Origin of the sequence: Amycolatopsis sp. DSM 110486, assembly GCF_019468465.1 — a bacterium.
In the GTDB taxonomy this organism is placed as follows: Bacteria; Actinomycetota; Actinomycetes; order Mycobacteriales; family Pseudonocardiaceae; genus Amycolatopsis.
This window is the reverse complement of record NZ_CP080519.1, coordinates 10,383,107-10,406,895: the sequence shown is the minus strand read 5'-3', so window position 1 is coordinate 10,406,895 and position 23,789 is coordinate 10,383,107. Positions and strand designations below refer to the sequence as shown.

Sequence of the window (23,789 nt, the reverse complement as noted above, 5' to 3'; positions counted from 1 at the left end):
AAACGCATGGATCTGCGGCTGGCCGGGCGCAAAGCCCTGGTGACCGGCGGTACCAAGGGGATCGGGCGCGCGGTCGTCGCCTCGCTCGCGGGTGAGGGCGCCGCGGTGGCGTTCTGCGCGCGTACCGAATCCGAGGTGCGCGCCACCGAGAAGGAGTTCCGCGACGCCGGCGCGACGGTGTCGGGCGAGGCCGTGGACGTCGCCGACGGCGCGGCGCTGACCGCGTGGGTCGAGCGTGCCGCGGCCGACCTGAACGGCCTCGACATCGTCGTGGCGAACGTCAGCGCCCTGGCCATCGGCCCGACCGAGGAGAACTGGCGCTCCAGCTTCGAGGTCGACCTCATGCACACGGTGCGCGTCGCCGAGACCGCGCTGCCGCACCTGGAACGCAGCGAGGCCGGCTCGATCATCGCCATCTCGAGCGTCTCGGGCCGCGAGATCGACTTCGCCGCCCCCGCGTACGGGACGATGAAGGCCGCCGTCGTGCACTACATCCAGGGCCTGGCGCTGCAGCTGGCGCCGAAGGGCATCCGCGCCAACACGGTGTCGCCCGGCAACACCTACTTCGAGGGCGGCATCTGGCACAGCACCGAGAGCGGCAACCCGGAGCTGTTCAACCAGGCACTGGGTCTCAACCCGATGGGCCGCATGGGCACGCCGGAGGAGATCGCCTACGCGGTGACCGTGCTGGCCAGCCCGCTGGCGTCGTTCATCACCGGCACCAACCTGGTGGCCGACGGCGCTCTCACCCGGGGTGTGCAGCTGTAGGTCTCAGTTCTGTTGGACGCTGTGGTGTTCGGCGCTCCGGGTCCTCGGGCTCGGAGCGCCGAGCTGTTCGCGGAGGAAGTCGATGCCCGCGGTGGTCATGGTTTCGCGGGTACCGAGACCGTAGATGTGGCCGGCGTCCTCGAGCCACCTGAACTCGGCATCGGCGCCTGCCTGCCAGTACGTGGCGACGAGGGTTTCGCTCTGGGTGATGGGCACGACGTCGTCGGCGGTGCCGTGCACGACCAGCAGCGGCGCGGCCGACTCGCTCACGTGCGTGAGCGGGCTGGCCGCGGCGGCGAGCGCCGGGTGCTGCGCGGGCGCGCCGCCGAGAAGCCACGCGTGCGGGTCTTCCCCGGTGGCGTGGAACGGTGAGCTTGGCGGAGGCGGCGGCAGCCGCGTGAAGTCCGACGGCGGGCTCCACGCCACGGCCGCCTGCACGCGGCTGTCCGGGCCGAGCACGCCGATGTCGCCTTCCAGCTCCGGCCGGCCGCCGGTCACGGCGAGCATCACCGCGAGGTGCCCGCCCGCGGCGTGGCCCCACGCGGCGAACCGCTCCGGGTCCAGCGCCAGCGTCGTGTGGTGTTGACGCAGCCAGCGCACCGCGGCCTTCACGTCGTGCAGCTGTGCCGGGTACACCGCTTCGCGGCTGTGTCTGAAGTGGACTAAGCCCACGGCGAACCCGGCCGCGGGCAGGCGCTCCGCGAGGTACCGGCCGAGCGGCGCGTGCTTGGGCGAACCCACGGCGAACGCGCCGCCGTGCACGAACACGACCACCGGCCACCCGGTGGGCGGCGGCGGACCGGCCGGCACGGCGAGGTCGAGCAGCAGCGGCCGGTAGCCGAGCAGGGGCGCGACCACGGCGTCGCGGTAGAGCACCCGGCCGGCGGCGGGCTCGGGGTCTGGCGGGGCCGTCTGCGGGAGAACGGGGAGCACCTGGGTCACGAGCCGACTATCACCCACCCCGGCCCCCGACAGGTAGCCGTACCAGGAAGCGGGACGAGGTGGTGTTTTCCCGGCATCCGGACCGATTTCGCGCAGGCCGTGAGGTGCTGCCCCTCGCCCGGGCGGTGAGGGGCAGCCGTCACAGGGCGAACGCGATCGACCGCACGATCACCGCCGCGAAGAACACCACGGTGAACGCGAGATCGATCGACAGCCCGCCGGCGCGCACGGGTCGCAGCACGCGGCGCACGGGGGCGATCACGGGCTCGGTCGCGCGGTGGCTGTAGTAGCGCGCTTTCCCGAGCCAGGGCGGCCCGGTCGTCGCCAGGCGCGTCCAGTCCAGGATCATGCGCGCGATCAGCAGCAGGATGAACACGGTCAGCACGTACCCGACCAGCGTTCCGATCAGGCTCATCACACACTCCTCAGGGTGGGTCGTTCACCTGGCTCAACGCAGGGAGCGCCCGCGGAGTGTCCCGTTTGCCGGAGTTCTCAGCGAGTTATCAGCCGGGGACCACCGTGACCCGCGGCTGGAGCACGCGGTCGAACCCCAAGACGCGCCGCGATCCCGTGATCGGCACCGCCAGCACGGTGTGCGCGACGGCGCTCGACGGGCCCACGAGCAGCTCCACCGGCCCGGTGTCGACGATCCGGTCGCCGGCCCGCCCGGTGTAGGAGGCGAGGTCCGCGTGCAGGTCCAGGTGCACCACGCGGGTCTGTCCGGGCGGGAGCGGCACGCGCGGCGCGGCGATCAGCTGCCGCAGCGGACGTGCGACCTCGGCGACCGGATCGTGGAGGTAGACCTGCACGACTTCCGACGTCTCCGTGTCGTGCGGGTTGTGCAGCGTCACGCTCACCCGGCACGAGCCGTCGGCCGGCCACACGGGCCCGCCGGCCACCGAGACCCACGTGGCCGGGTGGTAGGTGAGACCGTGTCCGAACGGGAACACGGGCGTGGGGTCGACCGAACTGACGTCGCTGCGCGCGGCCAGCGCCGCGCCGAGGTAGGTCGACGGCTGGGTCGCCCCGGCGGCGGGGAAGCTCACCGGCAGGCGGCCCGACGGCTCGACCCGGCCCGTGAGCACCCCGGCGAGCGCCGCCGCGCCCTCTTCCCCGGGGTAGAACCCGCACACGACGGCCGCCAGGCGCTCGACCTGGCGCGAGAGCTCATAGGGCCGGCCGGACAGCAGCACCAGCACCACGGGTGTGCCCGTCGCCAGCACCGCTTCGAGCAGTTCCTCCTGCCGGCCGGGCAGGCGCAGGTCCGAGGCGTCGCAGCCTTCGCCGGAGGTGCCGCCGCCGAACAGGCCCGCCCGGTCGCCGAGCACGGTTACGCAGACGTCCGCCGCCGCGGCCGCCTCGACGGCCGCGGCGAGGTCTTCGTCCGTGCCGCCGGTGACGCCGCAGCCCTCGGCGAAGGTGACGTCGAACGACTCCCGCAGCGCCTCGGCGACCGTGGGCACGTCGAGGCCGAACGGCACGTCCGGGTGGTGGACGCCGACGTGCATCGGGAACGAGTAGCAGCCGAGCATCGCGCCCGGTTCGTCCGCGCGGGGGCCCACGACCGCCAGCCGAACACCGGAACGCAGCGGCAACGCTCCGGTGTTCGACAGCAGCACCACCGACCGCTCGGCAAGCTCTCGCGCGAGCGCCCGCGACTCGGCGTCGTCCAGCTCGGTCACGGCCGGGTGGGGCGACCACTCGGGATCCAGCAGGCCCAGCTCGAACTTCTGCGTCAGCACGCGGTACACCGCACGGTCCACAAGAGACTCCTCGACGCTGCCGTCGGCCAGCGCGGCCAGGAGCGGCGTGCCGTAACAGTCCACTGTGGGCAGTTCGACGTCAATGCCCGCGCTCAGCGCCTGCCCCGCCGCGTCCGCCGCTCCGGTGGCGACGTGGTGCAGGGCGTGCAGGAACGCCACGGAGAAGTAGTCGGACACCACCGTGCCGGTGAACCCGTAGCGCTCGCGCAGCAGCGTGGTGAGCAGTTCCGGGTCGGCCGCGGCCGGCAGCCCGTCGAGGTCGGTGTAGGAGTTCATCACCGACCGCGCCCCGGCGCGCAGCGCGTGCTCGAACGGCGGCAGCAGCACGTCGGCGAACTCGCGCGGCCCGACCGACACCGGCGCGAGGTTGCGCCCGGCCTTGGACGCGGAGTAGCCCGCGAAGTGCTTGAGCGTCGCGACGATCCCGACCGACTCGAGCCCGGCGACGTAGGCCGCGCCGATCGTGCCGACGAGGTACGGGTCCTCGCCGATGGTCTCCTCGACGCGGCCCCAGCGCAGGTCCCGCGCGACGTCCAGCACCGGCGCCAGCCCCTGGTGCACGCCGAGGGCCCGCATCGTCCGCCCGATCTTCTCGGCCATGCGCCACACGAGGTCCGGGTCGAAGCTCGCGCCCCAGCACAGCGGCGCCGGGTACACCGTGGCCTGCCACGCCGCCAGGCCCGTGAGGCACTCCTCGTGCACCACGGCGGGGATGCCGAAGCGCCCGCGCGCCACGATCTCCTCCTGCGTCCGCGCGAGTCCCCGCGCGCCGATCTCCGGGTCGACCGGCCGCGTGCCGAACGCGCGGGTCAGCTGCCCGACCCCGTGCGGCACGAGCGCGTCCCAGTCCGGCGGGTCGTGGGCGAAGTCGTGCTGATGCGGCGCGACCTCGCCACCGGAGTCCATGCCGACCCAGATTCCCGACAGCTGCGCCACTTTCTCGCGCGTGGTCATCCGGGCCACGAGATCGCGGACACGCTCGGCCACGGGCAGCCGCGGGTCGCGCCAGGGCTCGGGCGCGGTCTCGGTCGTCACGAGCCGGCCCGCGGCGCGGCGCTCGACGAGCGCACCACCAGTTCCGTGTCGAGCACCACGGGCTCACGCTCCTCGGGGTCGCCGTTGATGAGTCCGATGAGGACGGTGATGGCGCGGTGGCCCATCTCGCGGATGGGCTGTTGCACCGTGGTGAGCGGGGGAGTGCACAGCGCCGACTCGGGGATGTTGTCGAAGCCGACCACCGACACGTCGTCCGGTACGCGCAGGCCCAGCGCCGCGGCGGCGGCCAGAGTCGCGATCGCGGAGGTGTCGTTGGCGGCGAACACGGCCGTCGGCCGGTCGGGGCGGGTCAGCAGCTCCCGCGCCGACGCGCCGGCCAGCTCGCCGTCGTAGTCGCCGGCCACGACGAGGGTTTCATCCACCTCGACGCCGGCGGCGGCCAGCGCGCGCCGGTAGCCGGTCTCGCGAAGCTGGGCGGACTGCAGGTCCGGCCGGCCCGCGAGCAGCGCGATCCTCCGGTGCCCGAGCTCCAGCAGGTGCTCGGTCGCCAGCTGCGCGCCGCGCAGGTTGTCGGAGACGATCGCCGGCAGCGGCGAGCGCCCGGTGTGCGGATCGACCGCGACGACCGGAGTTCCGGGCAGGCCTTCGAGTTCGGCCGCGGGCGTCACGAGCACCGCGCCGTCGACGAGCGTGCCGCTCAGGCGCGACAGGTACCGGCGCTCCCAGCCCACCGGGTCGCCGGTGCGCCCGCCCGCCGAGTACACGACGAGCTCGAACCCGGTGCCGCGTATCGCGTCGGCCGCGCCCTTGAGCAGTTCGGTGCTGAACGGCTCTAGGTCGGCCACGAGGATGCCGATCACGTTGGTCTTGTGGTTGCGCAGGCTCTGCGCCACGAGGCTCGCCTCGTACCCCAGCTCGTCGATCACGGCGCGGACGCGCGCGAACGTGTCGGCGGCGACGCCGTAGCGCTGGTTGATCACCTTGGACACCGTCGCGACCGACACTCCGGCACGGGCGGCGACGTCACGGATCGTGACACGGGAACGGGGCTGCACCGGCTCAGCCTAGCGATGTAAAACGTTATCGACAACGATTGACACGGGAATTTCGGGCGCGCAGACTCTTCGCCATCCCGGGTGCCGTCACGCCCCGTCCAACTCGGCCGAAGTCGTCAGGAGTGGATCCGTCATGCGTCCCAGCCGGAGATTTCCCCTCGCCGCGCTCGTCGCGGCAGCCGCGCTCGTGCTGTCCGCGTGCGGGGGAGGTGGCGACGAAGGCCCGGCCGCCGCGTCGGGACCGGTCACACTGACCTGGTGGCACAACGGCACCGCGGAACCCGTGCGGTCGCTGTGGCAGCAGGTCGCCGACGACTACCACAAGGCGCACCCCGACGTGTCGTTCACGGTGCAGCCGATCCAGAACGAGGAGTTCCCGACGAAGGTGCCGCTGGCGCTGCAGTCGAACACGCCACCGGACCTCTACCAGCAGTGGGGCGGCGGGGACGAGGCTTCGCAGGTCGAATCGGGTCGCGTGGCCGACCTGACGTCGTCGGTGCAGAGCTGGATCGGGAGCGTCGGTCCGACGGCGCAGGGCTGGCAGGTCGGCGGGAAGCAGTACGGCGTGCCGTACGTGCAGCACGTCGTCGGGTTCTGGTACCGCAAGGACCTGTTCGCCCAGGCCGGGATCACGGCTCCGCCGACGACCATGGCGGACTTCAACGCCGCCATCGGCAAGCTGAAGGCCGCGGGCATCGCGCCCATCGCGCTCGGTGGCAAGGACCGCTGGCCCGACGCGTTCTACTACGACTACTTCGCCGTGCGCGCGTGCTCCGCGCAGGTGCTCAAGGACGAGATCACGGCCGTGAAACTGCAGAACCCGTGCTGGGTCAAGGCCGGCCAGGACCTGCAGGGCTTCCTCGCGACGCAGCCCTTCCAGACCGGGTTCAACGGCACGCCGGCGCAGCAGGGCGCCGGCAGCTCGGCCGGGCTCGTCGCCAACGGCAAGGCCGCGATGGAGCTGCAGGGCGACTGGGACCCGAGCACGATGTCCTCGCTCACCGACGACAAGGACCTCGACTCGAAGCTCGGCTGGTTCCCCTTCCCGTCGGTGCCCGGCGGCACGGGTGACCCCGCCGTGCTGCTCGGTGGCGGCGACGGGTTCTCGTGCACGACGCGCGCCGCGGCCGCGTGCGCCGGGTTCCTGCAGTACCTCACGAGCACGCCGGTGCAGCAGAAGATCGCCGAGGCCGGCTCGGGCCTGCCAGTGAACGCCGACGCCGTGGCGTCGTTGAAGAGCGAGTCACTCAAGGCCGTGGCCGAGCAAACGCGCAAGGCGTCGTACGTGCAGATGTACTTCGACCGCGCGTTCCCGACCGCCGTCGGGCAGGCGCTCAACGACGCCGTCGCGAACCTGTTCGCGGGGCAGGGCAACCCGGAAGCGGTGGTGCAGGCCGTGAACCAGGCCGCCACCGGGAACAAGTGATGGCGGCTCCCGCTCCGCCGCGGCCGCTCGCGCGGACCGTCCACAGTGCACCCCGGCGCCCGTCGCGGCGCCGGGGCCGCACCCGGCTCGAGCTGGCGCTGCTGCTCGGACCCGCGCTGGTGCTGTTCGCCGGGTTCGTGCTCGTGCCGATCGGCATCGCGGTGTACTACAGCTTGTACTCGTGGAACGGGTTCGGCCCGCTCACGGACTTCGTCGGGTTCCAGAACTACGCCGACGCGTTCGGCGGCGCGGTGTTCCGTGGCGCGATCGCGCACAACGTTGTCATCGCCGTGCTCTCGATCGTGGTCCAGCTGCCGCTGAGCATCGGCATCGCGCTGCTGCTGGACCGCAAGCTCAAGGGCCGCACGTTCCTGCGGATGGTCGTGTTCGCTCCGTACGTGCTGTCGGAGGCGATCACCGCCGTGATCTGGCTGCTCATGCTGCAGCCGAACGGGTTCGTGGACGAGCTGCTGCGCGGCGTGGGCCTGGGCGGGCTCGTGCACCAGTGGCTCGCGGACCCGGGCATCGTGCTGTACACGCTGTTCGTGGTCATGACCTGGAAGTACCTCGGCTTCGGCATCATCCTGTTGCTCGCGGGCCTGCAGGGCGTGCCGCCGGAGCTGCGGGAAGCCGCCGCGCTCGACGGTGCCACCGCGTGGCAGACCACGCGGCACGTGGTGCTGCCGCTGCTCGGCCCGACGATCCGGATCTGGGTGTTCCTGAGCGTGATCGGTTCGCTGCAGCTGTTCGACCTCGTGTGGATCATGACGCTGGGCGGTCCGGCCAACGCGTCGACCACGATGGCCAGCTACCTCGTGGACCACGGGTTCAAGCGCTACGAGTTCGGCTTCGGCAGCGCGGTCGCCGTGGTGCTGTTCGCGGTCTGCTTCGTGTTCGCGTTGCTGTACCAGCGGTTCGCGCTTCGCCGTGACACCGCGGGTGCGCTGACCAGGGTGGTGGGCTGACGTGGCGGGCCGGCGCTGGGGCCTGGTCGCGGGCTACGCGGCCGCGGTCGTCGTCGTGGTGGTCACGGTGGTGCCGCTGCTGTTCGTGGTGCTCGGCGGCTTCCGCACCAACGGGCAGCTCAACACCGATCCGGCCGGGCTGCCGGGGCCGTGGGTGTGGAACAACTACCGCAGTGTGGTCACCTCCCCGGACTTCTGGCGGTTCCTCGGCAACAGCGCGCTGATCGCGGTGATCGCGACGGTGCTGGCCGTGGGCCTGGGTTCGATGGCGGCATTCGCCTTGTCCCGCTACGCCTTCAAAGGCCGCGAAGCCGTGTATGTCCTGTTCACGCTCGGCCTGCTGTTCCCGCTGGGCGTGGCCACGCTGCCGCTGTACCTGTGGTTGCGCCAGCTCGGGCTGCTGGAGAACCCGCTGGGCGTCGCGATCCCGGAGGCGGCGTTCTCGCTGCCCGTGACGATCGTGATCCTGCGGCCGTTCATGCACGCCGTGCCCGGGGAGCTCGAGGACGCGGCCGTGCTCGACGGCGCGAGCCGGCTCGGGTTCTTCTGGCGGATCATGCTGCCGCTCTCGGCGCCCGCGCTCACCACGGTGGCGGTGCTCGCGTTCGTCACGAGCTGGAACGCGTACCTGCTGCCGCTGCTGGTGTTCAACGACAGCGCGCACTTCACGCTGCCACTGGGCGTGGCGACGTTCCAGTCGCAGTATTCGCAGGACACGGCGCGGGTGCTGGCGTTCACCGCGCTGTCGATGGTTCCGGCGCTGGGGTTCTTCGTAGTGGCGCAGCGACGGATCGTCGGTGGGCTGACCGGGTCGGTCAAGGGCTGATCACTTGCCCCACCGCGTGGTCTGCGGTGGAGTGGGGGTTCGGGCACCGGGCACGGGAGGTTCGCGTGGAGCAACGGCAGGGCGAGCGGCGCAGCGCGGCTTGGTTCGGCGCGTCGGGCCGCGCCGGGATGATCCACCGGTCGTGGATGCGGTCGCAGGGCTTCGGCTCGGACGTGTTCGACGGCCGGCCCGTGATCGGGATCGCGACGAGTGCGTCGGAGCTGGCGCCGTGCAACGTGCACCTGACGCGCGTGGCCGAGGCGGTGAAGCGCGGTGTGTGGCAGGCCGGTGGGTTCCCGTTGGTGTTCCCGACGATGGCCACCGGCGAGACGCTCATGCGTCCCACCGCCATGCTCTACCGCAACCTGATGGCGATGGAGGTCGAGGAGCTCATCCGCGCCAACCCGCTCGACGGTGTGGTGCTGCTGTCCGGTTGCGACAAGACCACCCCGGCGATGCTGATGGGCGCGGCGAGCGTGGACCTTCCCGCGGTGATGGTGACCGGCGGGCCGATGCTCAACGGCAAGTTCCGCGGTGAGGACGTGGGGTCCGGCACGCACGTGTGGAAGTTCGAGGAGGAGCTCAAGGCCGGGCGGATGAGCCAGGAGGAGTGCTTCTTCGCCGAGGGCTGCATGGCACGGTCCAACGGCCACTGCATGACCATGGGCACCGCGTCCACCATGGCGTGTCTCGCCGAGGCGCTCGGCATGCAGCTCCCCGGCTCGGCGACGTGGCCGGCCGTCGACGCGCGCCGCTTCGAGACGGCGCAGGCGGCGGGGCAGCGGATCGTGGCGATGGTGGACGAGGAACTGCGCCCGTCGTCGATCCTGACCCGTGAGGCGTTCGAGAACGCGATCCGGGTGAACGCGGCCATCGGCGGCTCCACCAACGCGATCATCCACCTGCTGGCGCTCGCCGGCCGCGTCGGCGTGCCGCTGGAGATGGCGGACTTCGACGCGCTGGGCCGCGACGTGCCGACGCTCGTGAACCTCATGCCGTCGGGCAAGTTCCTGATGGAGGACTTCTGCTACGCCGGCGGCCTGCCCGTCGTCGTGCGGCGCTTGGCCGAAGCCGGTCTGCTGCACCCCGGCACGGTCACGGTGACCGGGAAGTCCTTGACCGACAACGTGTCCGACGCCGAGTGCTGGAACGACGAGGTGATCACCCCGGTGGCCGAGCCGTTCCAGCCCACGGGTTCGGGCACGGCCGTGCTCACCGGGAACCTCGCGCCCGACGGCGCGGTGATCAAGCAGTCGGCCGCCTCGCCGGAGCTGCTCACTCACACCGGCCCGGCTCTGGTGTTCGACACCGCCGAGGACTACCACCGCGTCGCCGACGACCCGGATCTCGACGTCACGGCCGACACCGTCCTGGTCATTCGCGGCGCCGGCCCGAAGGGCTACCCAGGCATGCCGGAGGTCGCCAACGTGCCCCTGCCCGCCAAACTGCTCAAGGACGGCGTCACCGACCTCGTGCGCATCTGCGACGGCCGCATGTCCGGCACCGGCTACGGCACGGTCGTGCTGCACGTCAGCCCCGAGTCCGCCGCGGGTGGCCCGCTCGCGCTGGTGCGCACGGGCGACCGGATCACGCTGGACACTCCTGCGCGTTCACTGACCCTGCACGTGTCGGACGAGGAGCTGGCGGCCCGGCGTGCGGAGTGGTCGGCGCCGGAATCGCCTTATGTCAGCGGGTACACGTGGCTGTACACGCACCACGTGACCCAGGCGCACCAAGGTGCGGACTTCGACTTCCTGCACGGCTCCCGCGGCCCTGGTGTGCCGCGCGATTCGCACTGAGATCCACGCCCGCGGGTACGACGCCGAGCTCAGACGTGAGAAAGCTTGTCCGGGTTGATCACCCTGCGGTACGCGGTGATCAGGCCGTCGGTGATCTGCACGGTGTCGACAGAGTAGACGCGGCCCTGCCAATGGCACATCAGGGCGAGCTCGCCGCCCACCTCGATGAACCCGATGTGGTCCGGTCGCCACATCCGGCCCACTCGCACCATCACGTCGGCCATGCGCTCGGCACCGCGGAGGATCTTGCGTGCCGCCGTGACCTTGCCGCCGCCGTCGGTGATGTAGACGGCGTCCGGGTGCAGGAGCCGGACCAGGTCGGTCAGGTCACCGGATTCGTAGGCGGCGCGAAAGGTCGCCAGCAGCCGTTCGCGTTCCTCCTTCGGTGCGTCCGGAGTGGACTGCTTCGCCTGGGCCACTCGCCGTCGCGCCCGGGAGGCGAGCTGGCGGGAGCCGGGTACGGAGACGTCGAGCACTTCGGCGATCCGGCCGAACTCGAAGCCGAAGACGTCGTGCAGGACGAAGGCCACCCGCTCTGGTGGGGTCAGCTGGCCCACGGTCAGGCCGGTGGTGCCGTAGCCCAGTTCGACCACGACACCCGACACGTCGTGCCCCGGCACGCTCGGCGTCCGATCCCGGCCGGCACGGTCGTTGCACGTGCCCGGCCAATCCAGCTCGCCGGTGGTGAAGCCGGCGGCGTGCACCCGGACGAGAACGTCGTTCTCCGCCGTGCGTGGACAAGGTATGTCCTCAACGGACAGTCCGGCTACACCGGCGTCACGTTCGCGGACGGTGATGGCTTGCATGGAGGTCCTCATCTGGTAGCCCGGTTGTCGTCAGGGAGACGAGGCAGCCCCGGCGCGTGTGACAGCCCGAGCGGTCCGACTTGATCACCCCATCGTGGGCACGCTCTCCACCCGACACACGCTCTAGTAGTCGGTTTCGGCTGTCGTGCGGGTGAACCACGCGGCCAGCGCCGAGCGGGGGCGCACGCCCAGTTTGGCGCGGATGCGTTCCAAGTGGGTGGCGACCGTGCGGGGCGCGATGCCGAGGCGGCGCGCGATCTGCTGGTTGGTCAGGCCGTCGGTCACCAGGGCGGCGACGGTGTGCTCCTGGGGGGTCAGCCCGCCGTGGCCCGTGGCGTGGAAGTGCGCGCTCGCGTCGAGGGCGTGGGCGACGGCGGCGGCGAGGGAGATGCGGGCGCCCGCGCGGGTGGCCGCCCGAGCACGGCGCGGGTCCAGACCAGCGGTCGCCGTGTCCAGGGCGTCGCGGACCCGCCGGCGCCACGCGGGTTCCGCCCCGGCGCCCAGGCTCCGGCGGACGGCGTCGGCGCAGGCGAAGAGGCTCAGGGCGCGCTCGTGTTCGCCTCGGGTGGTCAGGACGACGGCGACGCCTTCGGTGAAGTAGGGCACTTTGAGGCCGTCGGTGGGGTTCGTGACGAGCAGGGCCTCCACGAACCGCGCCTCGGCCGTGGCGTGGTCGCCCGCGGCGAGGGCGACGGCACCGGCGGTGTGCAGCACGCTCGCGAGCCGGCCGGGTGTCGCGTGGGTGCGGGCGAGGGGCAGGCCTTCGGCCAGCACTTCGCGGGCGCCGTCGAGGTCGCCCGATTCCAGGGATCCCCACGCGAGGTCGTTGAGCAGCAACGAGATCACGGCCGGATCGGCGAGGCCACGCGCGATGGCCAACGCCTCGTGGCAGCGCGCGGCGGCGTCCGCTCCCGACGCGCGCAGCCCGGCGGCGAGCAGGTCGAGGACCGAGGCGACCCGAGCAGGGCGGTCCAGTGTGGACTCCAGCGCCAATGCCGCTTCCCCGAAGCGCAGCTGCTCGGCGTACCGGCCGGCGCGGTGCGCGGCCCTGCACAGCCCGGCCAGCAGCGACGCGGTGAGGTCCGGCCGATCGGCGACGTGCGGCAGAGCTTCGCGCAGCAACCGTTCGCTGTCGGCGAGGTTGCGGCCCAGCGCGAGCCACGACCGCGCGAGCCCGCACGCCAGCACCGCGAGCCGGGCGTCGCCGCGGCCGGTGAGCCGGCGGATCACCGCGAGCACGGGCTCGGCGCGCGCGACGAGCCGCCGGCAGAGACCGTCGGGCAGGAGGAAAGCCGGCAGGTGCGGCTCGACCTGAGCCACGAGGTGGGCCGTCAGCAGTTCGAACGCGGCGTCGGTGCCACCCTCGGCGTCGAGTGCCTCGCGGCCGAACGCGCGCGCGGCCGCCCACAGCCGCAGCCCGGTCGTGCCGTCGGCGGCGGGCTCGGGCACCAGCAGCGACACCGCGACCAGCCGCTCCAGCACCTCGGGTCCGGCGCCCAGAACGGCCGCCAGCTCCGGGTCGAACGGACCGGGCAGCACCGAAAGCCGGTGCCACGCCTCGCGTTCGGCGGGCGAAAGCCGCCGGTGGTCGCTCTCGAGGTCCGCGCGCACCTTGCCCGGGGCCAGGTCGAGGGCGGTCGTCAGGCCTTCGGCCGCCCCGGCCGCGCCCAGAAGCCGCACGCGCGGCGCGGCCAGCTCCAGCGCCGCCGGCACCCCTTCGAGCACGCGGCACAATTCCGTGACGTCGGCCGGCGCAACGGTGAGGAACGGGTCCAGCAGGTGGATCCGCTCCACGAGCAGCTGGGCCGCGTCGGCGGGGGAGAGGCCGCGCAGCGGCAGCACCTGCTCACCCTCGACCCCGAGCGCGACGCGGCTCGTGGCCACCACCCGCAGGCCCGGGCGCTCACGCAGCAGCCGCGTGACGAGTGCCGCGCACGCGTCGAGCCCGTCTTCGCAGCCGTCCAGCACGAGCAGGTCCCCGAGCTCGGCCGGAAGCTCCACAGTGGACGGATCGACGCGCACCGCGCCGGTCAGCTCTGCCGCGAGCCGCGTCTTGCCGACGCCGGCCGGGCCCGTGATCGTCACGAGCCGGTGGCCCGTGAGCAGCCGGCGCAGCGTCGCCGTCTCAGCTTTCCGGCCGGTGCACCCGGCACCCGGCCGACGCGCCCGTACCCGCCGCCGGTATGCGCGCTGGCGGCAAGCGCCGGAGCAGAACCGCGGCCGTCGTCCGCCCTGACGCCCGGCCGCTGCCGGCAACGGTGCACCGCAGGTGAGGCAGAGCGTCGACATGGCGGAAGCCTAGATGTAACGCCGCCATTGGCCAATTGATGCGCCTGGTTCTGTGGTTTCGTAACGCCAGGCCGTGCTGCCGACTGGGCTCCCCGTGTTCGACTCCCTAAGTTGAATTCACATATCTGCCAGGTATTCAGATACTTGAACGGAGTTGCAGTGCTGCCTCCTTCACGGTCCCGTTTCCGGCTGGGTCGGATCTCCCTCGTCTTCGCCACCGTCGCCGGCCTGCTCACCACCACCGCGGGCGCGGCCGGAGCCGCCCCGGCGCAGCAGCCACCGAAGTCGGTGTGCGACCTGCCGATCGTCTCGCTCGCGTGCCGGCCCGACACCGTCGTGCTCGACGGGGCGCGGCTGACGAAGAATCGCGTCGGGTTGCTGCTCGGCGACAGAACCCTGCGCACGTCCCTGACCGACCTCCTCAAGCAGGCCGACACGGCGCTCACCAAGGGCCCGTGGACGGTCGTCGACAAGGAGCGCGTGCCGCCGAGCGGCGACAAGCACGACTACCTGAGCCTCGCGCCGTACTGGTGGCCCAGCCAGCCCGCGACGGCCGACAACCCGCAGGGCTGCCCCTACGTCCAGCGCGACGGCGTGCTCAACCCCGAGACCACCGCCGTCCCCGACAAGGCCGAGCGGCTCACCGCGTTCAGCTCGATCTACCAGCTCTCGCTCGCCTGGTTCTACACGCGCAAGCCCGAGTACGCGCAGCGCGCGGCCCTCGACCTGCGCACCTGGTTCCTCGACGCGGCCACGAAGATGAACCCGAACCTGAACTTCGCCCAGGGCATCCCGTGCAAGAACGACGGCCGCGGCATCGGCATCATCGAGTTCGCCTACACCTTCACCCAGGTCCTCGACGCGGCGCGAATCCTCGACTCGGGCGCGCCCGGCTGGTCGAAGACCGACGCCACGGCGATGAAAGGCTGGTCGGGCGACTTCCTGACCTGGCTGCGCACGAGCAAGAACGGCACGGACGAAGCCGCCGAGACCAACAACCACGGATCGTTCTACGACATGCTCTCCGCCGGCATCGCGCTCTACACCGGCGACAAGGCGCTCACGAAGCAGATCGTCGTCGACGCCGAGAAAACCCGCCTCGACCACCAGATCGCGGCCGACGGCAGCCAGCCCGAGGAGTCGACGCGCACGCGCAGCTTCCACTACCACACGTTCAACCTCGTCGCGCTGACTCGCCTCGCGCAGATCGGCCGCCACGTCGGCGTGGACCTGTGGGCCTACCGGACGCCGGAGGGCGGCAGCCTGTTCAAGGCCGTCGACCACCTGCTGCCCGCCGCGACCGGCGGGGCGTCGCAGTGGCCGCTGCCCGACCTGAACTTCCTGCAGTACGCGGCGCTCGACAGCGTCCACGCCGCCGCCGACGCGGGTGACGCCCAGGCGAGGGCCGCGCTCCCGCACATTCCCGCCCCGCCGGGAGGTGATCTCTACCCGGTCCGCCCGGCCGCCGAGCAGCTCGACGACATCTCGGTCACCGGCTGAGCCCGGCGCCGCGGCGCGGGTGCGTTCCCGCCGCGGCAGGCTCGGTCTTGTTATCAGACTCAGCACGTGGGACCGTTGGTTGGAAATTCCTACCGAAGGAGGACTCCTCGTGACCGAGCTGCCGCGCAAACTCGCCGCCCACCCGTCGGTGCGGGCCGTGCTGGAGCGCGGCACCCGGCCGAAGCCCGGTCCGATCGACGCCGCGTGGCTGCGCGAGCTGGCGCTGGCCGCGGGCGCCGACGACGTCGCGGCTGTGCCGCTGGAACACCCCGACCTGGCGGGGGAGCGGCCGCACGCGCTCGCCGCGCTGCCCGGCACGCGCAGCCTCGTCTCGCTCGTCGTGCGGATGAACCGCGACAACGTGCGCACGCCGGCACGCAGCGTCGCGAACCAGGAGTTCCACCGCAGTGGTGAGATCATCAACGAGGCGGCTCGCACGATCACCCGCGAGCTGCAGGACGCCGGCTACCGCGCGCTCAACCCGTCGGCGACCTTCCCGATGGAGATGGACCGCTTCCCCGGCCGGATCTGGGTGGTGGCGCACAAGACCGTCGCGGTCGCGGCCGGTCTCGGCGTGATGGGCCTGCACCGCAACGTGATCCACCCGAAGTTCGGCAACTTCGTGCTGCTGGCCACGCTGCTCGTCGACGCCGAGGTGACCGGCTACGGTGAGGCGCTGGACTACAACCCCTGCGTGGAGTGCAAGCTGTGCGTGGCCGCGTGCCCCGTCGGCGCCATCGCCAAGACGGGCGAGTTCGACTGGGCCGCCTGCTCCACGCACAACTACCGCGAGTTCATGGGCGGGTTCACCGACTGGGTGGAAACCGTGGCCGACAGTGCCGACGGCGCGGAGTTCCGCGAGCGCGTCACCGATTCCGAGAACGCGTCGATGTGGCAAAGCCTTTCCTTCAAGGCCAACTACAAGGCGGCCTACTGCATGGCGGTGTGCCCGGCGGGCGAGGACGTGCTCGGGCCGTACCTCGAAGACCGTCGCGAGTTCATGCGCACGGTGCTGCGACCGTTGCAGGACAAGGAAGAAACGATCTACGTGACCCCGGCATCGGCCGCGAAGTCCCATGTGGAACGCCGATTCCCGAACAAGACGGTGAAGGTCGTCCCCGGCCGCACGGCGTGAGTTCACCCGGACGGGCAGGCGGTTCTCACGCCCGCGAGCCCGAACGCGTGGAACGCTTTTCGGTGCAACCAGCCGGAAAGCGAAGGGAAGCGCTCGTGATCAAGACCAGCCGAGGTGGCGGCGGGGTGCGGAAGGTGACGTTCGTCCTCCCGCTCGACACCCCGCCGGGGCCCGTCAGCGTGGTCGGCGACTTCAACGACTGGCAGCCCGGGTGCCACGAGATGCGCAAGCGGTCCAACGGCACGCGCTCGGCCGCCGTCGAGGTGCGGCCTGGTGTGAAGCTGCGCTTCCGCTACCTCGCGACGGGCGGGCAGTGGCTCGACGACCCCGACGTGACCATCCGCGACGGGCACGACTGCGTGTTCGTCGCCGAGTAGAGGAACGTGTGCTCCACAACACCGTTGTTGTGGAGCGCGTGTTCCTTTACTCTCGGGTTCGTGCCCAGGCCGCGGATCCACGACCCCGAACGGCTGCTCGACGTCGCCGAGCGGCTCGTCGCCGAGCGCGGTCCGGAAGAGGTCACCGCGCGCGGGCTCGCGCTCGCCGCCGGCGTGCCCAACAGCGTGATCTACCACAGCTTCGGCTCGCTGCCCGCGCTCGTCGGGCGCGCTTGGCTGCGGGCCGCGACCCACTTCGTCGACGTGCAGGAGGGCCTGGTCGACGCCGCGCTGGCCGAGGCCGGCCCGGTCTCGGCCGTGGTCGCCGCGGCCGACGCGCCGGCCGTCGTGGCTGCGCGGCGCCCCGACGCCGCGCGCCTGATGATCACCGTCTCACCCGACCGCGTGCTCGGCCCGCAGCTGCCCGACGAGGTCGCCGACGCGCTGCACGCGCTGGACAAACGCCTGGTGCGCCTGCTCGTGCGCCTCGCGCGCGAGCTGTGGCAGCGCGGCGACGGCGTGGCCGTCGAGGTGATCACCACGTGTGTCGTCGACCTGCCGAGCGCGATCTACCGCCGTGAGCTGGCCGAAGGCCGCGTCGGCGAGGACAGCCGCCGTCGGCTCGCCGCCGCCGTCCGCGCGGTGCTCGCTCTCCCGCCGCCGAAGCGGCGTTCGTCCCGTACCGCAACCACCGGCTGAAAAGGACTCTCGCGATGCCCGCACTGACTAGCCACGATGCCGTCCGCGTCCGCGTCCTCGACTTCGGCGCCGACGAGAACCGGTTTTCACCCGCGTGGCTGGAGGAGGTGAACACCCACCTCGACACCGTCACGACCGGCTCCGCGCCCGCCGCGCTCGTGACCACGGGCAGCGGCAAGTTCTACTCCAACGGCCTCGACCTCGAGTGGCTGACCACCCACGGTGACGAAGCCGGCAAGTACGTCACCGACGTCCACGAGCTGCTCGCCCGCGTGCTCGCGCTGCCGGTGCCGACCGTCGCGGCGGTGAACGGGCACGCGTTCGGGGCCGGCGCGATGCTGGCGATGGCCCACGACTTCCGCGTGATGCGCACCGACCGCGGGTTCTTCTGCTTCCCCGAGGCCGACATCAACATCCCGTTCACACCCGGCATGGCCGCGCTCATCCAGGCCAAGGTCACGCCGGCCACGGCGGTCGCGTCGATGACCACCGGGCGCCGTTTCGGCGGCCCGCAGGCCCGGGAGCTGGGCCTGGTCGACGCGACGGCCGACGAGGCCGCGCTGGTCAGCACTGCGACCGAGGTCGTCGCTCCGCTGGCGGGCAAGGACCGCGGCACGCTCGGGGCGATCAAGTCCACCATGTTCGCGCCCGCGTTGACGGCGCTGCGCACGCCGGCGGATCTGGTCCGCTAAGCTGCTCGCGCGGCGGTGGGGCTCGCCGCTCCGGGCCTTCCGGACAACCGCAGCACTCGCTGCCAACAGTCCCTACTCGAACCGAGGGCGTTAGCATGCCCACGTGGAGTAGGAGACGCTGTGCCCGAATCACCTGGGTCTTCCCAACGGACGCCGCTGTGGCGCCGCACGGCCGTGCGGGAGAACGCGCCGGTCCTCGCCGCGGTCGCCCTCGGCGGCGGCCTCGGCGCGCTCGCGCGGTACGGCCTCGCGGAACTGCTGCCCACCGCACCCGGGCACTTCCCGCTGGCGACGTTCCTGATCAACGTCTCGGGCTGCTTCCTCATCGGCGTGCTCATGGTCGCGGTCACCGAGGCGTGGACCGCGCACCGGCTGGTGCGGCCGTTCGCCGGGGTCGGGATCCTGGGCGGCTACACCACGTTCTCGACCTACGTCGTCGAGATCCACGGGCTGCTGCGGCCGGGCACGGTCGGGCTCGCGTTCGGCTACCTCGCGGGCACGCTCGTGGCGGCGCTGCTCGCGGTCGTCGCCGGCATGGCGCTCGCGCGAAGACTGTTCATCCGTCCGGAAAGGACGGTCGAGTCGTGACGGTACTGCTCGTGTTCCTGGGCGCGGTGGTCGGGGCGCCGCTGCGGTACGTCACCGATCGCTTCATGCAGGCACGCCACCACGGCGGGTTTCCGTGGGGCACGTTCACGGTCAACCTGGTGGGATCCTTGTTGCTGGGCTCGCTCGCCGGCGCCGGGTCGGCGTTGCCCGGCACCGTCTCGATTCTGGTGGGCACGGGGTTCTGCGGGGCGCTGACGACGTACAGCACTTTCGGCTACGAGACCGTGCGCCTGCTCGAGCGGCGGGCGTACGGCACGGCGGTCGCCAATTCGGTGCTGAGCGTGGCCGCCGGACTGGGGGCGGCCACGCTCGGGTACGCGGTGGTCCACGCGCTCGTCTGAGTTACGTGGCGAGGTTGGCGTACACCACGATGTTGTCCTCGTAGCTGTGCTCGGCGTGGTCGAACACACCGCCGCAGGTGATCAGGCGCAGTTCGGGTTTGGTGCTGTTGCCGTAGACCGCGTCCTGGGGAAACTGGTCCTTGGGGACCTGGGTGAGGTGGTCGACGGTGAACTTCAGCTTCTTGCCGTCGCTGCGGTCGATGTCCACCTCGTCGCCGGGGACGAGATCCTTGAGCTTGTAGAAGATGCCGGGCTTCTTGTCGCCGTCCACGTGGCCGAGGACGATGGCCGGACCGACCTCGCCGGGGACGGGGGAGAGGCGGTACCACGCGGCCTGCATCGGCGTTTTCACCGAGGGCACGGAGATCTTGCCCTCGAGGTTCACCGCGACGGAGACCAGGCTGGACTGCGCCCCGATCTTCGGGATGCTGACGGAGGTCGGGCGCAGGCCTTTGAACGGTTGGGTGACGGCGACGCTGCTCGGGACCGGCTTCGCCGCGGCGGCCGGCGCCGGGGTGGGAGAAGAACTGCAGCCGGCCAGCACCGCGGTGACGGCCAGCACGGTGGCTGCTGTCGCCACGAGTTCGATGCGCTTCATCGGCTCAGAACCAGAACCGCGCGGTGCCGCCGAAGCCGGTCTCGACGCCGCCCTGGGGCGCGTAGCGGACCTGGACCGCCGGGCGGGTGACTACGGGGCCGGGGGTGGCCTTCGGAGTGTCCGAAGTGGACGCCGAAGTGGTCGGGGAGGTGGTGCTGCCGGTCGGGGTGTCGCTGGTGGCCGGGGTTTCGCTGGTGTCCGAAGTGGGCGGTGCGACCTGCTCGAAGGTCACGTCGCCGTGCCCCTCCTGACCGTCGCAGGTCCAGCTGAACGGCGCGGTGGTGCCGGTGAACCCGTCGATCACGCGCACGTCGTAGTTCCAGTAGCGGCCGTCGGCGCCGTCCTGGTCCGGTCCTGCGGTCACGGTGAGGCCGACGGTGGCGACGTTCCCGGGCGCGCCGGACGCGCAGGCGATGACCAGCACACCTTCACCGCCGAGGCCGACGAAGCCGTGGCCGGCGTTGTCGGTGTACGGGTCGGTGGGGGCGGTGGTTTCGGTGGTCTCGTCGGCGTTCTGGCCGTCTTCGGAGTCTTTGGCGTCTTCAGCGGCGCGGGGCTTCGCGGCGGCCGGGGCGTGGCGGCCTTCGGTGGTCTGCACCTCGGGGTCGGCAGGCGTCTCGATGTCGTCGGTCGTGCTCGGCGGAGTGGCGGACGTCGGGGTGCTCGAGTCGCTGGTCGGGGTCTCGGCGGTGCTGGAGTCCGATGTGGTCGGTGCCGGCGAGTCCGTCGACTCGGACGTCACCGTGGTCTCGACCGGCGCGGTGGGGTCGTCCTGTGCGAAGGCGGCCGGCGCGGACGCGAGCGTGAGGGCGGCGCCGGCGAGCACGGCACCTGCGAGACGGCCCAGCGGTTTCTTCACGATGACTCCCTGCTGCGACAGTGCCCGACGTTGGGCAATGGCGGGATTCTGCCGCAGAAAAGCGTCGAAGGGAAATGATTCCCGGGTGGGGAAAACCACGCTCGAATTCTGTAACGTTCCGCGTTTCCGGGCCGATTGAATTGATCCGGTGTGGCCCTCAGGAAACGACCTGATAACGAAGCTGGTGGGCGTGATAACGAAACCGATCGTAACACGCCCACCATTCCAGTGGGCTATCCGGCACTTCTTTTCGATCTTCAGGCGCGGCCGCGGACGAGGTCGATCAGCCGGCCGAGCACGTGCTCGCCCGCCGCGCGCAGGCCGTTGTGCTCGTACTCGTTCGTGACCCACGGGCGCATCGTCGGGATCAGCCCTGCGGTCTCTTCGGAGAACCGGCGGTCCACATACGCGTCCTCGGCGTAGATCGCGGCGGCGCACGGCACTTCGCAGCTTCGCAGCACGTCGGCGTCGTAGAGGCGCGGCCACTCGCGCTCCGCGAGCAGCTCGGCGGCTTCGCGCAGCGGGGCGAGGCCGGGCAGGTCGGTGAACACCGAGGGGAAGACGTGCTCGCCGGTGAAGAGCGTGGCGTCGTCGTCGTACTCCGCCGGGCGCGTGCGCTGGGCCGACCAGCGGGTGGTGTGGCCGTCGGCGTAGCAGGCCTCGTGGATCACCGCGTAGAGCGGGTTGCGCGCCGAGAACGGCAGCGTCGCCGCGACGTCGTGCGCGAAGGCCGGGGAGTCGGGGTCGCGCTCCAGCAGGTAGTGCAGCGTCTCGGCGCCCTCGCTCGACCCGAGGACGTGGCCGAGCTGGCGGAACAGCCGGGACGTGATCGGCGTGCCGTCGGGCAGCGCGAGCTCACCTGCGTCGAGGCGCGTGTGCAGCTTCCGCACGCGCTCGCGGTCTCCGGGGTAGCGCCGGTAGTAGCGGCGGTTGCGCTCCAGCAGCGTCGCGTACGTCGCCTTGTACACCTCGTCGGGGTGCCGCTCGACGGGTGGCAGGCCCCCGGTGAAGAACGCTTCCCGCAGGCCCTCCGGCGCTTGCGAGAGGTAGGCGAGCGAGGTGAACCCGCCGAACGACTGGCCCAGCACGCTCCACCGCTCCACGCCCAGCCGCTGCCGGATCAGCTCCGCGTCCCGCACGATCGAGTCGGCGCGGAAGTGCGCCAGGTACTCCGCTTGCTCGGCGGGCGTGCGCCCGGGCAACGTGCCCACGGGGGTGGAGTTGCCGGTGCCCCGCTGGTCCAGCAGCAGCACCCGGTAGTCCCGCAGGGCCCGCCCCAGCCACCCCGCGGCCCGACCCGCGGGCCGCGGCGCCTCGTGCCCGGGCCCACCCTGCAGGAAGACGAGGAACGGCCGCTCCTCCCCGCCACCCGGCTCCGCGACCTCCCGCGCGAACACGGTGATCCGCTCGCCCTCGGGCCTGCCGTGATCCAACGGGACGTCGAACTCGTGCTCGGTGAGAACCAGACCGGGGACGCGCACGGAGGTAGGCATGGGGTCGATCAAATCACGCCGGGGCCTGGTGGGTGGGGTGGTTTTCGGCGGGTTCTTCCGTCCGGGTCTCGGCGGGTGCGGGTTGGGGCGCGAGTGGTCCGCTCGCACTGCTGCTGTGGCGCGAGCGGTCCCGTCGCGGGTCCGGCGGTGTGTGAGTGGGCGGTCCGCGCGGGCCAGGCGCCGCGAGTGGTCCGGTCGCGCCGGGCCGGCGGGAGGGTGTCGATGCGGGTGGTCCGCAGTGGGCGAACGGGAAGCGTCCCGTCTAAACGCCCCCAGGCGCGGCTACGGTGATCTTGTCCGGACTGCGAGGGGAAACCACCTGTGGGCAAGCACCTGTTCTTCGTCGCCGCGCCGGCGGCGGGGCATGTCAACCCGGCGTTGCCGCTCGTGGCGGAGCTGGTGGAGCGCGGGCATCGGGTGACGTTCGCGAGTGGGCCGGCGCACGTGGGGGCCATTGAGGGGGCCGGGGCGGAGGCGGTGCGGTTGCCGTGGACGCTGGATCCCACCGCGTTGTCGCGGGAGACGTTCAGCACCACGAGCTTCGTGAACCTGCTGGACGGGCTACTGGAGGCGGCGGCGCCCGGGATCGATGCGCTCGTGGAGAAAGTCCGAGACGCCGACGTCGTGTGCTTCGACGCGACCGTGGCGCCTGTCGCGGCCGCAGTTTCGCACCGGCTGGGCGTGCCGGCGGTCGCGTTGGTGGCGAGCATGGCCGTGAACGAGCACCTGCCGCTGGCGGAGCTGCTGCCGCCCGACTTCCGGCCGGACAACGAGGCGTTGGTCCGGTTCGCGACGCGCCTGCACGAGTTCTCGCAGCAGCAGGGTCTGTCCGCGCCGCTGGTGCCGATGGCGGCCCCGCCGGTGCCGTTGACGCTGGTGTTCGTGCCGGCCGCGTTCCAGATCGCGGCGGAGACCTTCGACGAGACCTACCGGTTCGTGGGCCCGACGGTGCGCGCGGACGAGGTGGAGCCGCCGGCTGGAAAGCCGGTGCTGCTCGTGTCGCTGGGTACGGCGTTCACCGACCGGCCGGACGTGTTCCGCGCGTGCGCGCAGGCGTTCGCCGACACGGAGTGGCACGTGGTGATGTCGCTCGGCCGCACGGATCCGGCGCTGCTGGGCGAGCTGCCGCCGAACGTCGAGGCGCTGCCGTCGGTGCCGCAGCAGGCGGTGCTGGGCCACGCGAGGGCGTTCGTCTCCCACGCCGGCATGAACTCGATCATGGAGGCGCTCTCGCGGGCCGTGCCGCTGGTGACGCTGCCCCAGGTGCCCGAACAGGCCCTCAACGCCCGCCGCGTCCGGGAACTCGGCCTCGGCGAGGTGCTCGACTCCGAGGCCCTAACCCCGGAGCTCGTGCGTGAGACGGTGCTGCGCGTCGCCGGCGACCCCGTCGTGCACGACCGGCTGGCCTGGCTGGCCAAGGAGATCACAGCCGCCGGCGGCGCGAAAGCCGCGGCCGACGCCGTGCTGGACCTGCTGGGCTGACCGTCCACAAGGGACGTTACTGCTTGCCCATCGACCGGCGGATCTCGGCGAGCTTGTCCTTCGCGGCCTTGTCGCGGTCGGCGATTTTCTTGTCGAGCGACTCGATCGTCTCCGGCCCGCCGATGCCCGCGAGCTCCTGCGCGCCCACCGACGTGTTGTAGCGGTTCTCGATGCGGTCGCGGACGAAGTCGAACGACGGTACGCCGCCCTCGCTGTAGTCGGGCTCGGGCAGGTCCGCCGCCGGCACGCCAGGGGCCGCCGGGCTCTCGACAATCTCGGCGTCCAATGGCTCCTGGTCGCCGGGCTGGTTCGTAGTCATGTGGCACTCCTGTCGTCGCGGTCCCCACCCCCGACCCTAGCCGTTTCCGC

General features: G+C 71.7%; 23 protein-coding genes. 13 read left to right on the top strand and 10 right to left on the bottom strand.

Annotated features, from left to right (window positions below; translation table 11 throughout):
• Window positions 1-6 precede the first annotated feature (6 nt).
• Window positions 7-768, top strand: coding sequence for an SDR family NAD(P)-dependent oxidoreductase (locus K1T34_RS50230; RefSeq protein ID WP_220241808.1), 762 nt, complete (start codon window positions 7-9; stop codon window positions 766-768).
• A gap of 3 nt (window positions 769-771) precedes the next feature.
• Here the strand turns inward: K1T34_RS50230 and K1T34_RS50225 are convergent, their stop codons facing one another.
• The 4 genes from K1T34_RS50225 to K1T34_RS50210 all read right to left on the bottom strand — a co-directional run bounded on the left by K1T34_RS50225 (window position 772) and on the right by K1T34_RS50210 (window position 5,524).
• The gene (locus K1T34_RS50225) at window positions 772-1,710 is read right to left on the bottom strand and encodes an alpha/beta hydrolase (protein WP_220241807.1); all 939 of its coding nucleotides are present in this window, start codon (window positions 1,708-1,710) and stop codon (window positions 772-774) included.
• Between the two features lie 139 nt (window positions 1,711-1,849).
• Window positions 1,850-2,125, bottom strand: coding sequence for a YggT family protein (locus tag K1T34_RS50220; protein WP_220241806.1), 276 nt, complete (start codon window positions 2,123-2,125; stop codon window positions 1,850-1,852).
• An 88-nt stretch (window positions 2,126-2,213) separates the two neighbouring features.
• Window positions 2,214-4,508, bottom strand: a complete 2,295-nt coding sequence (locus K1T34_RS50215) for a beta-glucosidase (RefSeq protein ID WP_220241805.1) — start codon at window positions 4,506-4,508, stop codon at window positions 2,214-2,216.
• Window positions 4,505-5,524 (bottom strand): LacI family DNA-binding transcriptional regulator, encoded by a 1,020-nt coding sequence (locus K1T34_RS50210; protein ID WP_220241804.1) that lies wholly within the window; start codon window positions 5,522-5,524, stop codon window positions 4,505-4,507. The genes K1T34_RS50215 and K1T34_RS50210 overlap by 4 nt, the downstream gene beginning before the upstream one ends.
• 133 nt (window positions 5,525-5,657) lie before the next feature.
• Here K1T34_RS50210 and K1T34_RS50205 point away from each other — a divergent pair, with 133 nt between their 5' ends.
• From K1T34_RS50205 to K1T34_RS50190, 4 genes are all read left to right on the top strand, one after another.
• Window positions 5,658-6,950, top strand: coding sequence for an ABC transporter substrate-binding protein (locus K1T34_RS50205; RefSeq protein ID WP_220241803.1), 1,293 nt, complete (start codon window positions 5,658-5,660; stop codon window positions 6,948-6,950).
• The gene (locus tag K1T34_RS50200) at window positions 6,950-7,915 is read left to right on the top strand and encodes a carbohydrate ABC transporter permease (RefSeq protein ID WP_220241802.1); all 966 of its coding nucleotides are present in this window, start codon (window positions 6,950-6,952) and stop codon (window positions 7,913-7,915) included. The genes K1T34_RS50205 and K1T34_RS50200 overlap by 1 nt, the downstream gene beginning before the upstream one ends.
• Window position 7,916: 1 nt before the next feature.
• Window positions 7,917-8,741 (top strand): carbohydrate ABC transporter permease, encoded by an 825-nt coding sequence (locus tag K1T34_RS50195; RefSeq protein ID WP_220241801.1) that lies wholly within the window; start codon window positions 7,917-7,919, stop codon window positions 8,739-8,741.
• A 65-nt stretch (window positions 8,742-8,806) separates the two neighbouring features.
• Window positions 8,807-10,540, top strand: a complete 1,734-nt coding sequence (locus K1T34_RS50190) for an IlvD/Edd family dehydratase (protein ID WP_220241800.1) — start codon at window positions 8,807-8,809, stop codon at window positions 10,538-10,540.
• A 29-nt stretch (window positions 10,541-10,569) separates the two neighbouring features.
• Here K1T34_RS50190 and K1T34_RS50185 read toward each other — a convergent pair whose 3' ends face one another.
• Both K1T34_RS50185 and K1T34_RS50180 read right to left on the bottom strand, forming a co-directional pair.
• Window positions 10,570-11,346, bottom strand: coding sequence for a sigma factor-like helix-turn-helix DNA-binding protein (locus K1T34_RS50185; protein WP_220241799.1), 777 nt, complete (start codon window positions 11,344-11,346; stop codon window positions 10,570-10,572).
• Between the two features lie 123 nt (window positions 11,347-11,469).
• Window positions 11,470-13,635, bottom strand: a complete 2,166-nt coding sequence (locus tag K1T34_RS50180) for a LuxR C-terminal-related transcriptional regulator (RefSeq protein ID WP_220241798.1) — start codon at window positions 13,633-13,635, stop codon at window positions 11,470-11,472.
• A gap of 159 nt (window positions 13,636-13,794) precedes the next feature.
• Here K1T34_RS50180 and K1T34_RS50175 point away from each other — a divergent pair, with 159 nt between their 5' ends.
• The 7 genes from K1T34_RS50175 to crcB (K1T34_RS50145) all read left to right on the top strand — a co-directional run bounded on the left by K1T34_RS50175 (window position 13,795) and on the right by crcB (K1T34_RS50145) (window position 18,988).
• A complete protein-coding gene (locus K1T34_RS50175) occupies window positions 13,795-15,135 on the top strand; it encodes an alginate lyase family protein (RefSeq protein WP_220241797.1) in 1,341 nt (446 codons plus the stop codon).
• Between the two features lie 109 nt (window positions 15,136-15,244).
• Window positions 15,245-16,270, top strand: coding sequence for a 4Fe-4S binding protein (locus tag K1T34_RS50170; protein WP_255638163.1), 1,026 nt, complete (start codon window positions 15,245-15,247; stop codon window positions 16,268-16,270).
• Window positions 16,271-16,365: 95 nt separating this feature from the next.
• Complete coding sequence (locus tag K1T34_RS50165) at window positions 16,366-16,647, top strand: isoamylase early set domain-containing protein (protein WP_220241796.1); 282 nt, start codon at window positions 16,366-16,368, stop codon at window positions 16,645-16,647.
• A 60-nt stretch (window positions 16,648-16,707) separates the two neighbouring features.
• Entirely contained in the window at window positions 16,708-17,346 is a 639-nt protein-coding gene (locus K1T34_RS50160; protein ID WP_220241795.1) for a TetR/AcrR family transcriptional regulator, read from the top strand.
• A gap of 14 nt (window positions 17,347-17,360) precedes the next feature.
• Window positions 17,361-18,038 carry an enoyl-CoA hydratase/isomerase family protein gene (locus K1T34_RS50155; RefSeq protein ID WP_220241794.1) on the top strand — a complete coding sequence of 226 codons (678 nt, stop codon included), beginning with the start codon at window positions 17,361-17,363 and terminating at the stop codon, window positions 18,036-18,038.
• Window positions 18,039-18,158: 120 nt separating this feature from the next.
• Window positions 18,159-18,626, top strand: a complete 468-nt coding sequence (gene crcB / locus K1T34_RS50150; RefSeq protein ID WP_360586936.1) for a fluoride efflux transporter CrcB — start codon at window positions 18,159-18,161, stop codon at window positions 18,624-18,626.
• Window positions 18,623-18,988, top strand: a complete 366-nt coding sequence (gene crcB / locus K1T34_RS50145; protein ID WP_220241793.1) for a fluoride efflux transporter CrcB — start codon at window positions 18,623-18,625, stop codon at window positions 18,986-18,988. The genes crcB (K1T34_RS50150) and crcB (K1T34_RS50145) overlap by 4 nt, the downstream gene beginning before the upstream one ends.
• A gap of 1 nt (window position 18,989) precedes the next feature.
• Here crcB (K1T34_RS50145) and K1T34_RS50140 read toward each other — a convergent pair whose 3' ends face one another.
• The 3 genes from K1T34_RS50140 to K1T34_RS50130 form a co-directional block, all read right to left on the bottom strand.
• Complete coding sequence (locus tag K1T34_RS50140; protein WP_220241792.1) at window positions 18,990-19,586, bottom strand: class F sortase; 597 nt, start codon at window positions 19,584-19,586, stop codon at window positions 18,990-18,992.
• Window positions 19,587-19,590: 4 nt separating this feature from the next.
• Entirely contained in the window at window positions 19,591-20,445 is an 855-nt protein-coding gene (locus K1T34_RS50135) for a hypothetical protein (RefSeq protein ID WP_255638162.1), read from the bottom strand.
• A 257-nt stretch (window positions 20,446-20,702) separates the two neighbouring features.
• A complete protein-coding gene (locus K1T34_RS50130; RefSeq protein WP_220241791.1) occupies window positions 20,703-21,938 on the bottom strand; it encodes an alpha/beta fold hydrolase in 1,236 nt (411 codons plus the stop codon).
• A 321-nt stretch (window positions 21,939-22,259) separates the two neighbouring features.
• On the opposite strand from K1T34_RS50130, the gene K1T34_RS50125 reads away from it, so the two are divergent.
• Complete coding sequence (locus tag K1T34_RS50125) at window positions 22,260-23,420, top strand: macrolide family glycosyltransferase (protein ID WP_220241790.1); 1,161 nt, start codon at window positions 22,260-22,262, stop codon at window positions 23,418-23,420.
• A 16-nt stretch (window positions 23,421-23,436) separates the two neighbouring features.
• Here K1T34_RS50125 and K1T34_RS50120 read toward each other — a convergent pair whose 3' ends face one another.
• Entirely contained in the window at window positions 23,437-23,739 is a 303-nt protein-coding gene (locus K1T34_RS50120; protein ID WP_220241789.1) for a hypothetical protein, read from the bottom strand.
• Window positions 23,740-23,789 lie beyond the last annotated feature (50 nt).